Annotated in this window: 13 protein-coding genes and 2 pseudogenes; 2 read left to right on the top strand and 13 right to left on the bottom strand. The window is 39.5% G+C overall.

The genetic code is table 11. The annotated features are described in order from the left end of the window. Positions 1-64: 64 nt before the first annotated feature. The gene (locus tag DTA23_RS10915; protein WP_112374710.1) at positions 65-868 is read right to left on the bottom strand and encodes a DNA alkylation repair protein; all 804 of its coding nucleotides are present in this window, start codon (positions 866-868) and stop codon (positions 65-67) included. 10 nt (positions 869-878) lie between these two features. Continuing rightward, the gene (locus DTA23_RS10910) at positions 879-1,169 is read right to left on the bottom strand and encodes a redoxin family protein (protein ID WP_112374709.1); all 291 of its coding nucleotides are present in this window, start codon (positions 1,167-1,169) and stop codon (positions 879-881) included. 93 nt (positions 1,170-1,262) lie between these two features. On the opposite strand from DTA23_RS10910, the gene DTA23_RS10905 reads away from it, so the two are divergent. Continuing rightward, positions 1,263-1,604 carry a winged helix-turn-helix transcriptional regulator gene (locus DTA23_RS10905; RefSeq protein ID WP_112374708.1) on the top strand — a complete coding sequence of 114 codons (342 nt, stop codon included), beginning with the start codon at positions 1,263-1,265 and terminating at the stop codon, positions 1,602-1,604. A gap of 72 nt (positions 1,605-1,676) precedes the next feature. Here DTA23_RS10905 and DTA23_RS10900 read toward each other — a convergent pair whose 3' ends face one another. The 7 genes and pseudogenes from DTA23_RS10900 to DTA23_RS10880 all read right to left on the bottom strand — a co-directional run bounded on the left by DTA23_RS10900 (position 1,677) and on the right by DTA23_RS10880 (position 7,277). Continuing rightward, complete coding sequence (locus DTA23_RS10900; protein WP_112374707.1) at positions 1,677-2,294, bottom strand: class I SAM-dependent methyltransferase; 618 nt, start codon at positions 2,292-2,294, stop codon at positions 1,677-1,679. A 51-nt stretch (positions 2,295-2,345) separates the two neighbouring features. Beyond that, positions 2,346-2,535, bottom strand: a pseudogene (locus tag DTA23_RS30365) (penicillin-binding transpeptidase domain-containing protein); the annotation flags it as partial. Between the two features lie 23 nt (positions 2,536-2,558). Then, the gene (locus DTA23_RS29000) at positions 2,559-3,014 is read right to left on the bottom strand and encodes a sulfatase-like hydrolase/transferase (protein WP_256603418.1); all 456 of its coding nucleotides are present in this window, start codon (positions 3,012-3,014) and stop codon (positions 2,559-2,561) included. 281 nt (positions 3,015-3,295) lie between these two features. Then, positions 3,296-3,913: pseudogene (locus tag DTA23_RS30360) on the bottom strand (phosphoethanolamine transferase domain-containing protein); the annotation flags it as partial. A gap of 151 nt (positions 3,914-4,064) precedes the next feature. Beyond that, positions 4,065-4,892 (bottom strand): phosphatase PAP2 family protein, encoded by an 828-nt coding sequence (locus DTA23_RS10890; RefSeq protein WP_201303617.1) that lies wholly within the window; start codon positions 4,890-4,892, stop codon positions 4,065-4,067. 222 nt (positions 4,893-5,114) lie between these two features. Further along, positions 5,115-6,461: a Gfo/Idh/MocA family protein gene (locus DTA23_RS10885; RefSeq protein WP_239468869.1), complete on the bottom strand. Its 1,347-nt coding sequence runs from the start codon at positions 6,459-6,461 to the stop codon at positions 5,115-5,117. Between the two features lie 228 nt (positions 6,462-6,689). Then, positions 6,690-7,277, bottom strand: coding sequence for a hypothetical protein (locus DTA23_RS10880; RefSeq protein ID WP_112374704.1), 588 nt, complete (start codon positions 7,275-7,277; stop codon positions 6,690-6,692). A 115-nt stretch (positions 7,278-7,392) separates the two neighbouring features. Between DTA23_RS10880 and DTA23_RS10875 the strand changes: the two genes are divergently transcribed. After that, positions 7,393-8,193, top strand: a complete 801-nt coding sequence (locus tag DTA23_RS10875; protein WP_112374703.1) for a CPBP family intramembrane glutamic endopeptidase — start codon at positions 7,393-7,395, stop codon at positions 8,191-8,193. Between the two features lie 660 nt (positions 8,194-8,853). On the opposite strand, the gene DTA23_RS10870 is transcribed toward DTA23_RS10875, so the two are convergent. From DTA23_RS10870 to DTA23_RS10855, 4 genes are all read right to left on the bottom strand, one after another. Beyond that, positions 8,854-9,300, bottom strand: a complete 447-nt coding sequence (locus DTA23_RS10870; RefSeq protein WP_112374702.1) for a VOC family protein — start codon at positions 9,298-9,300, stop codon at positions 8,854-8,856. A gap of 78 nt (positions 9,301-9,378) precedes the next feature. Further along, positions 9,379-11,613 (bottom strand): TonB-dependent receptor, encoded by a 2,235-nt coding sequence (locus DTA23_RS10865; RefSeq protein WP_172462382.1) that lies wholly within the window; start codon positions 11,611-11,613, stop codon positions 9,379-9,381. A 15-nt stretch (positions 11,614-11,628) separates the two neighbouring features. After that, a complete protein-coding gene (locus DTA23_RS10860) occupies positions 11,629-12,339 on the bottom strand; it encodes a membrane protein (protein ID WP_046676263.1) in 711 nt (236 codons plus the stop codon). A gap of 920 nt (positions 12,340-13,259) precedes the next feature. Further along, a complete protein-coding gene (locus DTA23_RS10855; protein ID WP_112374700.1) occupies positions 13,260-13,631 on the bottom strand; it encodes a DoxX family protein in 372 nt (123 codons plus the stop codon). Positions 13,632-13,687 lie beyond the last annotated feature (56 nt).

The following is a 13,687-nucleotide window of genomic DNA, read 5'->3' as shown; positions in this document are numbered from 1 at the left end:
CTGCATAAAAAATTAAATATGAACTAGAAAGACGCAAAAAACAGAATACTGACACGGATAATTTTTACTTCGAAATTGTGCGTAATGCTTTTCGAATAATGTAGTGTGTTTCCTTGGTATTACTTTCTTCTTCCCAACGATGACAAAGTGCTCTAACAAAACCAGGTTGGCTTTTGCTTGCGTCATTCAGCCAATTTGCGACGCTATCCCGAACATATTTTGAAGGATCGGATTTTAGCGGTTCTAAAATAGGCAAGGCTAGACTTGGTTCCTGCTTCAACCGATCGATGTGCTTACACCATACGCCCCTCGGTCGGGTCGACTCCGTAGCAAAACGCCTCACATTTTCATCCTTCTCCATCGCCCATAGGCTCAGATAGGTAATGCTCCTGTCCAAATCAAAAGCTATCCTATTACGGATGGCCATCCAGCTGATTTCTCGTACACCAAAATGTGTATCTGCAGCAAAAGGACGTATTGATGAAAGCAGTTCCTCAATTTCAAGCTGTTTATCATTTCCAATCGCGTAGGTCGCCCAGCAACGCACGATATCTGCAGGATGATTGGATAATATTGTCAGAAAGGTATTATCACGATTTTGTGTAATCATGTCGAACAGCGCACGTCCGATCGTTTCATTGATGGAATTTACCGTCGGTTTCTGTAACTGCTCCAACAGCAGCAAGATTGGCTTTAAGTAGTGAATGCGCGCATTCTGCTGAAGAATGTGCTCAAGTAAAAGCCGTTGGTCAACAGCTAGCCACTCTACAAGATTTGCAGTTTCAATTTCACCGCGGTTCAGACTGGCTAGGCAGTCTATTGAAATATCAGCTGTCCGCCTTGCCCCTTTACGTTGTACTTTGCTCATAGCTGTATGATTAACGCATCAATATTAGTCTTAGCTCGGGATTACAGAAAGGACACCAGTTGCCGCGGAAAAAGGCCACGCTAACCGTTCCATTCTCCAGAAGTTTTCCGAGCTCAATTTTGCTATGCAGCGAATTCATCAAACTAAAATTCGGGACCTTGTCCCCGATCTGCAGGCTCTTTTCGGTTAGATCGCCAGACTGAAAATCCTGAATGGATCTGCCAAATATTTCCTTTATTTCAAGACGAAGATTAGCTAAATTCGCATTTAATTTAGCAATTTTGTGTTCTAAATTTTTCATGATGCTGTACGTTATTTCTGCAAAGTTTTAAAAGTAAATGCACAATCACAATACCGCATATTATTATCCCTATGGGGCAAAAAAGTCAATTTTATGAGTATAACAGAGAAAGCAATAAACCAAAAAATATGTCCATTGGAATTTGCCGTCAATGCGATTAGCGGGAAATGGAAAATTCCGATTGTCTGGCGTATCAATGAAGGGGAAAAACGCCCAAGTGAAATGCTTCGTGGTATTGCAACAGTTGATAGACGGGTGCTAAACCAACAATTGGCCGAAATGGTCAATGATGGTATTTTAAGTAAACAATCTTTCCATGAGCTTCCTCCCAGAGTGGAGTATTCATTGACACCCTTAGGGAAAAGTTTAGTGGAAGTACTCTGGAAATTAAATGCCTGGGGAGAACTTTTATTGGAAAATTCCAATAAAAATTAGCACAAAGGGGCAGATTCGAGCCACACACCGATGCGCTATTTGTACGAAATGCGTTCGCCCCAGCTATGACAGCTATTTACGAAAACTGCAAAACACAAAATGCTGTTTCGTGTCGAAGGGTGTTATATGGTCAATAGTCATACATTCAATTTTCCTAAAACATGTCTGGAATAAATCGCTTATTGATTGTGCTGAATACTGTTTAATAGTAATGCCACTACATTTCTTTGGCCCCTGTTCAGAAAAAGTTCCAACGACTAAAATACCTCCCACCGCAATTGATTGATCTGCGATTTTGATGTAACGATCAATCTCCTGGCGAACAGTCAAAAAATGAAAGGTGGCCCGATCATGCCAAAAATCATAAGTTGCGTCGGGAACGAAATCCAAGATATCCGAAACAATCCATTTGACTTTAGTCGCCTCATCCCCTAATCGCTTCTTCGCTCGTTCAATTGCAGCGTTGGATATATCCAATATAGTAATATCTTCAAATCCTGCTTTCAGCAAGAAATCAACCAGGAAACTGTCACCACCACCTATATCGATGATTTTCGCCTTTTTTGGAAGGTTAGCTTGCTCTATAAAATGTAGCGATGCTTCTGGATTGGGCTGGTACCAGCTCACTGATTCCAGCGGCTTGTTTTCGTATATGTCTTCCCAATGCTTCTTTCGATTAAAATTTTCCATCTGTCTATTGTCCTGGTAAAATTTGATGATTGATATCTAATGCCCTAAGGTTTAGGGCAAAATTTTTAGCTCCTTAAAGACTTTCCGCGTATCTCTTTGCGGTAGCGCGAGAAATCAGGACGATTGAACTTGCGGTCCTGAATAAGCCGCGTTGCAAAGAAATAAATCTTTTCTTTTACTCAACATAACCTATCCACCATCCGGTATTGATCTGATTGGCCATAGTCCATCCCGTTTTAGACCAAACTGTACCCGCAATCCTGTCTATTCGAAAATATCCATATTTTCATCATAAATAGGGCTTTTCATATCCAGAAATTTCAACACACTGTGAAATACGTGATTTTGGGTCAACGTTTTATTTGGTTTCAACTGTTTTGAATGATCAGAAACCCAAACAATAAAGGGAATCTCGTATTGCTCTTTTGGTGCAATGCTCATCGGCAATCCGTGCATATACAGGTTATTTTCACCCAGCGATTCGCCATGGTCCGAGACGAACAACATGGCACTATTATATTCCTTCAATTGTTTTAGATCCTCAATCAGATTATGTAAAATATAATCTGTATAAACAACGGTGTTATCATAAGCATTGATCAACTCTTCTTTAGAACAGTTCCCGAGTTCAACACTATTGCATACAGGTTTAAACAGCTCGAATTGAGCGGGATATTTTTTGCTATATGTTGGCCCATGGCTTGTACTTGTGTGGAGCACAACAAAATTTTATCTTTTTTACTGGAGGATATTCGCTCCTTTAGACCTGTTAAAAGTACCTCATCGTAAGCACATCCTTCACCCTTACAATTTGTGGCAAGTTGATCATTTGTTTCATATTCTTTAATATGTACAGGTGGCTCCCCCCAATTACTTGTTCGCCAGATCACATCGACATCATTTCTATAGAGATAGTTCGGCAGGATTTCGTACAAATCATCTGTATTTTTATGCTCCAATATACATTTTACTCCTGCTGTCGTATAGGTGGAGCAAGAAGTTGCGTCAAAATGATAAAGATTGGGTGTTTTGGAAAGTAGCGGATTTGTATTCTTTTGATAGCCATATAAGGAAAAGTTATCCCTTCGAGCAGATTCACCAATAACAAGGACAACCACTGTCTTTTTGTGGTCAGTTATCGTCGCATCTGGCAATAAAATCTCTTTTTTATTTTTTTGATGTTCGTGAATGTAAAAACGCGAAATATTGACGGTATAAGACCACGGCATGGCAAGTGCGCCCAAAGTCTTCGAATTCTTGTCGATCCATAACCAATTAGTCGCATTGGCGAATATTAAAATAACGATAAATAATAGCGAAAGTGACGAAGTGATAAAGAACTTCTTTGGTTTATCCTTTATTATTTTTGCTTTAATAATGAAGATACTGGGAATAATACCGAGAAAAACGAGATAAACGATCAATTTCAGGGAAAAGAAACCGCTGGACTCGGAATAACGGGTATTCAAGATATTGCCGATCATGGTTTCATCCAAAATAACGCTATAGGTATTTACAAAATAAACGGCTACTGAATTGATAAGAAAGAACAACACAAGTATCGATTTCCCGAAGCGACGCGAGGCTGAAAAAAATAGATAAAGTACAAAAGCATTCATTACCAGCATCAAAACCATTAGACTGCCGATGAGAACAATGCCCCCAAAGCTTTTATAATCAACATTTTTAAAAACAAAAGTATAAAATGGAAAATGGAAGAATATAAAATTCAACACACTCATGAAAAGGACAAAATGAACTAGTTTTAAGCTATTTTTTAGCATAAACGGTAATGGTTTTATAAAGTGTACTAATTAAGCAGATAAATGTAAAATAAAATATTAGCAAATTATCATTAATTATTCTATTGACCAATACTATACTGAAAACGAGGAATAATAAAATGAAAATTGGATAATACCGTTGGTCGTTGACCCAATTCCATATTTTAAATTCCCTGCTAAAAAAAATTCCGAGCAGTCCCGAAACATATCCTATAATACAGCCACTAACTACATCTAATGGATAATGTGCTCCCAACGCGACGCGAGATAAAGCAAGCATTAACCCAATACATGTTAAACAAAAAAACCACATTATTTTATAACTCAATCGTTGCGGCATAAAAGCATACATGATAACGGTCAGCGTTGTAAATATCGTAATGGAATGGCCCGAAGGCAAGCTATTGTTACCAAGAAGCATCTTACCAGTAATCAAAAAACTCGTTTGATTAAACACCGCTGCAGGTCGAGGCACAGCAAATGCCACTTTTAAAACAATGGAAAAAAAAGCTGAAATTAGCGATGCTGATATCAATGCTTCCCATAATTTAGGCGCATATAATACAAAAACACTCAATAGTGACAGGCTAATTAAACAATCTCCAAACTGTGTAAAATTAGACTCAAGATTTGGATATTGTCCGAGGTAAGCATTTATTGTGAAAAAGCTATTCTTCTGAATGACCGTATAGCCATATACATTCAATGCATGATTAAAATAGAGAAATAGAATGAGCAGAACTAATAGAAGTATAGGTAGAAAGAACAAGGGTTTTCTAAGCCTAGCATAATTATGGGTTATCGTCGAATTCATATTCATCGTCTACTCGTCTTTTAATCGAGTAAAGAACGGTTCGAATTCTGTAGAAATTTAGAATTTTAAGCTTGAACATATTTTGTTTAATCTATTGGATCCCTTTGCCGTTAGGTCAGGAACGTTCTATATATTGATAAATGCCAAGTCGGTCCATATGCATGGCATATTTTGACGGGTGCGTTTTTTCCATTTGCCGGTATCTGTCGCTTGATATTTTTATTACGGATGTTGCCATGGACTGCGATACCCTCTCTGCAATAATTGAGTTGCTTCAGGGTCATTAATACATATTTTTTGCGTAGGATCATAAATCAGGGGCCGATTCAACTCCATCGACAAATTGGCTAATATGCAACTTGCGGTGGAGATATAGCCTTCTTCAATATCGGCTACAGGTAGGTGATTATTTTCAATTGCTGATAAAAGATCGAGCATGTGTCGTCGCGTTGCCGGAGCTGTATGCAGTTCTATTCGATGCTCTTCCAGATCTTTAGGAAACGTCTCTTTTTCTAAGATAACATCCTTTCGGATAGTCTCACCTTCTCCGATGGGAATGAACTCATATTTCATCACACTTCCCTTTAAAGTACCTTTGTCACCGTATATAACAAATGCCCAAGGATATTCAGGGTCTGTTGCTGCTCCCCATGTTCTATGCTGCCAGACACAGTTAAGATCTTCGTATTCAAATAGAGCGGTCTGCGTATCTGCAATCGTCGATTTGCCTTCTTTTTGGACATAAATACCGCCTTTGGCACTCACGCTTTTGGGCCATTTAAGTTGCAAAAGCCAACGTACCGTATCAAACATATGCATTCCCATATCGCCGGTTATCCCATTTCCATAAGCCATAAAGGTTCGCCACCAGCTGCCATGCGGTAAACCATCATAAGCTCGTAAAGGTGCCGGTCCTGTCCATAACTCATAATCTAAGAACTCTGGAACTTGTTGTGTAGGCGGGTTACCATTTTTCCGCATATGATAGTAGCAGCACATCTCCACATGCGAAACCTTACCAAGCAGGCCGCTATCGACCACCCGCTTCTTAGCGTCGATGAGATGCGCCGTACTCCGCCGTTGGGTCCCTACCTGCACTTTCCGGTTATATTTTCTAGCCGCGCGCCATATGGCATCGCCCTCAAGTACATCCACACTGATGGGTTTCTGCAAATAAAGGTGAGCCCCCGCACGCATCGCGTCTATAGCCTGTCTTGCATGCCAGTGATCCGGTGTGCCAATAAGGATAAGATCGAATTTATGGTTAGCGAGCATCTCCTTATAATCTCTATAAAGCTTTGGAACCTTTTTTGAAACCTGGCGCTCAGCAGTTAATCGCCCCGCCTCCTGCAAATGGTTGTCGTCAACATCACATATGGCGATAACATCAACATCCCGAACCTGCATTAAACGGAACAAATCACTCTTCCCATACCAACCCGCACCGATCAATCCGACCCGAAAATTTTTAATCGCATCTTTAAACGACAGACCTTTAACTTGCAAAGCGGATAAAGTTAAGACTGCTCCCGCTCCTTGAATAAATTTTCTCCGATTTAGATTGAACATAGACACAATTTGCTGGTTTATTACCTAATATAAGAAAAATAAGCAATAAACAATAAAATATTGCATCAACAAGCGCAGCTATAGAGCGGATAATCTGGGAAATTACGGAAAGAAAGGCTCGGAAGATATAGATATTTAACGACTATTAGCAGTCGGGGAATGGATTAAATCGGTTTGATGGACTGAGTCCCGGCTTTGATTAAAGGTTCCGGGACTGTGCCAATTTTCTTATAGACTAAAACTATTCAAAAAACTCTCTAATTCTTCAATTGCTACATTATTTGCTGAAGAGACAGTTGCAAATCGATTTGATTCGAGATATTGAATGCTAGTCAAACCATCGTTTTCAAACATGCTCCAGTCAAAAGACGCCAGCCAACCTTTGTAAGGCTTAACCTGCATTTTGGTTCCTAGGTCTTCAATTGATTTTAGGTCGATATAGTTCATCAAATTTAACTTTACCTGATCCGAACCTGGACCGGCTCCGTCGGTAACCATCAAATAAATATTTTGCTCTCCCTTCACATAGTTTGCCGTTGCGTAAGATCCTGACTCCGCATCCTCGAAAGCCGTCACCTCTGTGAGCTTAAATCCATTGATTTCCGGTTTGAACTTTGCCTTAAAATCAGCCGAACTGATAGGCTTCATCATTCTCAGCGCTGTTGCTAATTGTTCAACCTTCAATGAGTCTGAATTTACCTGCACATATTCAATGTGTTGAACAGCTAATTGCTCTCCGGCAAATACAGCCTTTGAATTGGCCATGCTCGCTAGGGCCGCACATACCATACTAATTCCTAAATAAGGATACTTCATATTATTATTTCTCTAATCTTTCTCCCCTATAAACAAAAAGCACACCACTCTTTCAGATAACCTTCACTATTTTTTCAAAAATAGTGTAAATTCACGTTTACCAAACAGTTAGAAAATGAAAAGAGAAACCATATACCTAAAAGTAATATTATTTTACGTGGCTTCGCTGGTGTTGTTTGCTTTCGCTGCCGCTGTGACCAAACAGACAGCGTTGCCTGATTTACTTTCACTCTGCCTCGCGACATTCCTCAGCTTGGCTTTAGTTTACCTGTTTAAAGCTTGGGATAAAATTAGTTTTTCTCAAATTGGGTTAGGATTTAACAAAAAGAGTGTGCTCAATTTTAGCGCTGGCTTATGCTTAGGTTTTGTTATGGTCGGCCTTATGGTTATAATATTAACAAATTTTGCCGAAGTATCTTTTAAAAAACAGGTATTTATCGACCCAAAAATACTGACAATACATATTCTTCTATACTTTTTCGTCGCCTGTCGGGAAGAGTTGGTCTTTAGAACCTATTTCTTATGGCGATTGAAAGATAAACTCGGCACTGTTGTGGCCTTCTCAATTATGGTACTTGTTTTTATTTTAGAACATTTATTTACCGGTTTTACACTAAAGGCGGCAGTACTGGGTTCAGGACTTGGAGCTGTACTCTTTGGTCTTGCAGTACTAAGAACCCGCAATATTGCACTATCTATCGGACTACACTTCGGCTGGAACCTAACCCATTGGGCGTTTGGATTTAAAAATAATACGGGGTTATGGGTAGAAAGTGTTGCAAAGGGTAGCGAACATCAGTCTGAAAACATCGCGTTTATTGCCTATACGATTGTAATGCTTTTGGGTATTCTCATCGTCTATAGACTATCAAAAAAAACATCGTTTCAAACGAACAATAGGAACCAGATCCATTAATTCCACAATCGATGCACAAGACATCGGCAAAAGCCTTTTCAAACATATCATTTCCTTATTCATATCGACGCCTTGTAGACACGAAGCTACAACAACCAGACTTACTGCAAGTTCTAAAAATAAAGGCACGGCTTTTGTAAACTACTAAGTAAAAAAAAGTATTATGAGAAGAACGCCTTACACCACATCTGTTATTATATTACTCGTCTTATGTGTGATTATACTAATGACCACATGTTCAAAAATTGCCTAATTTATATCCAGTTTGGGCAAAATTGCAAAACCAGTGATAACGACGAGTTCATCGCTGAAAACAGCATCTAAAAAATAGATTCTTAGGCCCTCCTCATGGCTTTCATCAAGTAGCTAAATTTCGCTTTATTGATCAGGAAAGAACGCGATCCAGACAGATTGTACAAAATTTCGTTTTTCCCGGACGTATAATTACAAAAAAGCCCTAGAGCGGGGAACTCTAGGGTCTTAGCCATATATTAACCTATTTTATGAAAAGTATTTGTATCAATAACGTCTTAGTTTCCTATTTATTTTGTAAAACATAGAAATTTCTTAAATTTTCTTTTTTCGTACAAAGATTCAATTCCTATCACTTGCCTTGTAATTATTCCTATAGCTGTCTTTTACCGCTTCATATCGATTACCTTACAGCGGTTGTGCTAAACCAATCAATAATCCCTCTACTCCCCTTAGATAACATAGACGATACGCATTTTCATATTGTACCACCTCCCCGACCAGCACAGCTCCATGATTGTCAATGAGTCGCCGCAGCACATCATCGATATCTTCAACGGTAAACATTGCCCGCAAATACCCCAAGGCATTGACCGGAGCGTTTCTATGATCTGCAATTATCGCTGGATCAATAAATCTTGAAAGCTCCAATCGGCTATGCCCATCTGGTGTCACCATCATGGCGATCTCCACATGCTGAGCACCGAGACCTGTTATTCGACCTGCCCATTCCCCTTTAATCTGTGCCCTTCCCTCCAAATGTAAACCAAGTTCTGAAAAAAACGAAATCGCGTTGTCCAACGACTCCACCACGATACCCATATTATCCATTCGAAGTAACTTACTCTTTTCCATAATACATCATTTATAAGGACTTATAATTCCTATTAAAGATACAAAGGAAAATTTTAAGGCGACCACTTTACCCAGTCTTTAGAATTTATAGGACAGGCCAGCTTTTACCATAAAAGGTGTTCCAGGGGTGAAATGCAATTCAGAAACGGGCTGTTGTTCATTTCTTAATCGAGTCTCTGTCTCAAACTGTGCTTCATTCCATTTGGTGTCAAATACGTTTTGGATCTGCAACAAAAAATTCCATCTTCCCACGCCATAGTTCAGCAAGAGATCATTGACCAAATAACCTTTAGCACGTACCGAATTATCTTCTTTCGCTGGTTTTGTATTCATATAACGATAGCGCAAATTGGCCGAAATGCCGAGCGGTAGCTTCACAGATACTCCCCCTGTACTTGTTAAAGAAGGTACCAGCGGGATATAGTTTTCGCCTTTTGGTTGGTCAATTGCCCGCGCGTAAGCATAGTTGATGTCGCCATCAAAATATAACCATGGAGTAGCTTGATAGCGTAGACTCAAATCAGCCCCCAGACGTTTCGTTTTGCCTGAAGGCTCTACAACAGCTTCATCCCCGACGTACACAAATTCTTGCTGCAGGTATAACCCCCATAAAGCAGGCTGAATAAAAAGGTTATCAGTTGGCTTCCAGATCAAGCCAAGATCTGCACCAAAGGAAATGGGCATAATATCTTTTCCCTGTTGTTCCATCACCACCCTGATATCGTTGGAATGAAATCCCATACCCGTTTTCAAATAGATTTGGGCGCTATGATTGAACGTATATCCAAAGTTCAGCTTTGGGCTGATTCTTGTTGCAGAAGCCTCTTGCCCTGCAGGATCACTTTTCAGCTTATCATGCAAGTTGAAAATCAAGTGATCGACACGTAATGCAGGATTAATCGTCCATTTTCCAATACGCCAATCCAGATTGCTATAGGCATGAAGATTCATTTCTACACCCGAAATATGCGAAAGCCGATCCAATAATTCGTCGCGCTGATAGACATGGTTCAGTTGAAGATCTTTGATATCATCCATTCGGAGCCCAAACCCCGATGTCCAAGAAAGCTGACTATGATCAAAATGAAATTGGCGATTGTATTTGTTTTCGATACCGTACAAGTATCGATTATCAACCTGCTCTATTTCATCGCCATGAATGGGGTCTTTCAGAAAGAAAGTAAAATCCGAAAACAACTGAAATTTATAGCGCGAGAAGTAAACATTGCTTTCCCAGCTTTCCTGATCACTGATCAGCGCACGGTATTGCATCGCCAAATTCATGCGGGATGTATTCCCGCCTTCTGTAGAATCAATCGAACCCCAACGGCTAATCAGTCCCTGACGAACAGCCCGCTCCGGAATCTGACCCGATGCATTCCAACCCGAACTGAATATGGACCCCTGGAGATTGATATAATGTTTCTCATAGATCCACTGATTATATTTCGCAAATAGATTGACACGACTAAAATTTTGCTTGATGTCAAAAGGACCATTCGAATAATTGAACTCTCCTGCGGCATAGGCATATTTATTCTGCTCATGGTTATTCAGCAGATTAAGCATGGCCACGGTACGCCAGGAATCAAAAGAACCGCCTTCAACCTTAAAAAGATTATGATCCAAATGATCCAAGGTCGTAAAATTAACATAACCCGATGTGTTCAAATCGCCTTTGTCTGCATAATAAGCACCCTTGCCAAAATCAATGTCTTTTACCGTTTCTGGAATAATAAAATGGAGATCTGCGTATCCTTGACCGTGCGCATGAGAGACCATATTAACGGGAATGCCATCTGCAGTAATGGCAATATCTGTACCGTGATCATTATCAAATCCACGCAAAAATATTTGCTCAGCCTTTCCACCACCGGCATGCTGTGCTATAAAGAGCCCGGGAACTTTTCGTAACAGATCTTGCGCCGAATTAACGGGAATCTTACTTAAATCAACTTTGCTCAATGTTTTACTGCTATTGAATGCATCCACCTGAATTTGACTCAACTGCACTTCATTTTTTTGCATCTCGATTTCAATCGGAGACTTCGCTTCTTTTAGGATGTATACCTGATCGAGATAGCCAATCCGGCTCAACAATAAAGTATCCGGAAATGTTCCCGGCTGTACGGAAAAAGTACCATTCGATGCTGTATGACTATGTTTTATTCCACGTTGGTAATATATATTGACTTCTTCTAATCTCTGTTTACTATCCTTATCTTTCACAGTTCCCTGAATTACATGTTGCTGGGCATAACTGTGTGTAGTAGCCATTAGGCTTATAAAAAGGGTGATTTGATGTTTGTTCATATCCTATTTAAAAAATTACCATCCCAGAAATAACATCCCCGCACCGCAAATTGACAGGACAGCACCACTAATAGCGTGTACATAGCGATCAAGTTTTTCGGTGTTGAGCAAATTATAACCATAAATTCCCAACAAGACCATCCCAACCATGGTTGCCACTGTTGTGATGGTAAAGGTGCTAATCAGTGTAATCACCTCTGGCATTGAGCGGTGAGCACCTGAAAAAAATAAAAGTGGAATCAATGGTTCCGATGGTCCCATGACGAAAATTGCAAATAATACCAAAGGCGTTACCTTCGTTTTTTGATGATGGTGATGATGCCCTGATGTGCTTTTCCCATGCGTGTGTTCATGCACATACACCTCATCACCCATCACATCAAAATGCTTATGAGAATGCTTCTTTGACATTTTCCAGATCCCGTAAATCAAATATCCAAGTCCAAAAATAAATAGTGCCCAACTCGAAACATTGCCGCGCACGTCCTGCAACCAGCTGATCTTATTGAGCTGCCATCCAAGATAAACGCCAATAATCCCCAGTATGACCGAACTGAAAACATGCCCAAGCCCACATATAATGGTCCATAATATGGTTTTCCCCAACGACCATTTTTTCGATTTGGACAATACAATAAATGGCAGATAATGGTCTGGCCCCGATGCAGTATGAAAAAAACTGATCGTAATAGCTGTAATAGCTAATGCGTAAAGTGTTGTGTTCATATAAATGATTTAATAGCAAAGCAGCTGATTAAGCCGCTTTCTTCAAGCAAATGATTTATTAAATCGGTTTTATAGCCGTCTGTCGACCCAACCGATTATATTCACGAAAAGGAAAAGGGATTTAACCGAAAATTTTAAAGGAATGGTATAGGATACACCTGTCTGGCAGCCTGTTCGATAGATATTTATTTTGGAGTTCATAAAAACTATGCCATGACTTCTTATCCGCAAATAGCAAGAAAATTGGTAGAATCAGTCCCAAGGTACAGAGCCGAACGGCATATGCTAAATGTTGATCATAACGCCATTCGAACGAGCATTCTTCGATCGATCCGACATAAAAATCGAAATGGGATTGTGAAGAAGTTATTGCCGTTTTTGAGGTGTTTTTATAGGCAGTATGTGAAAAGACATCCTTGTTTATTTTACCTGTAAAAAACAGACAGAAAAAAACAATGGGCAAAACCATTAAAAGTTGTCTTAAATACCTATACATAGCATGTAACATCCCTATGGGATTGATAGATCAAATGTATTATAAGTTTGATCGTGTAGAGTAGCACAAATCTTGAATTTTATAGTCTTTTTCTAACTTGCTAAAAAATGTATATCTAAAAAAAACAGCGCGAAAACTTTACTTATACCAATAAAAACGCAATAAAAAGGTAGAAAAACAAAATATCCCAGCATAAATCAACAGAGTTAAATTAGCACAAATCACGATTTACAACCGATCAAGTCGCTCCTATATTTTCGGTTATCGACCGGCTTGCCATACCGCTTATAATTGTAGTCTATCACATTATTTTCCCTCTTGCATCTCCAGCACCACTTGCTTCCGGATAACATAGGATCATTAGAAAATTAAGCTATAAAATAATCCTAATTTTCTAATGATCATGCTAAAGCTGACGCAGGATTTAAAGTATAATTTTAAAGGTTTTGTCTGTGGCCAACAGCACAATACTAAGTACACACATCAGCAAGGAGTTGTAGAAATGATGATACTCTTGATGCGCCATATGTGCCGTAAACGCCGCAACCGCAAATGGAAACAACAGCAGCACTGCAACATTCTTAAATTGCGGGTTATACAAACCTATTAAGAGCAATACTACCCCCGTTAGTTCCCCTATTCCGATAATGATCGTCCAAGTCTTATTAAAACCCAGGGACTGCATGCTTTGCAACATGGCGCTCTTTTGAAAAACTTTGAATAATGATGCATATCCAAATACATAAAGGTAGTACGCATAGCTCAACCAATGAGCGACTGATTTAATCGTTTCCATGTTATACTTTTTGTTTTCCTACAAATTTCTTTATTAATTTGCAGGAATAACAGTAC

Origin of the sequence: Sphingobacterium multivorum, from assembly GCF_900457465.1 — a bacterium.
Taxonomy (GTDB): Bacteria; Bacteroidota; Bacteroidia; order Sphingobacteriales; family Sphingobacteriaceae; genus Sphingobacterium; species Sphingobacterium multivorum.
Note: the sequence above shows the minus strand (reverse complement) of the source record. Positions and strands in the feature narration are given on the sequence as shown.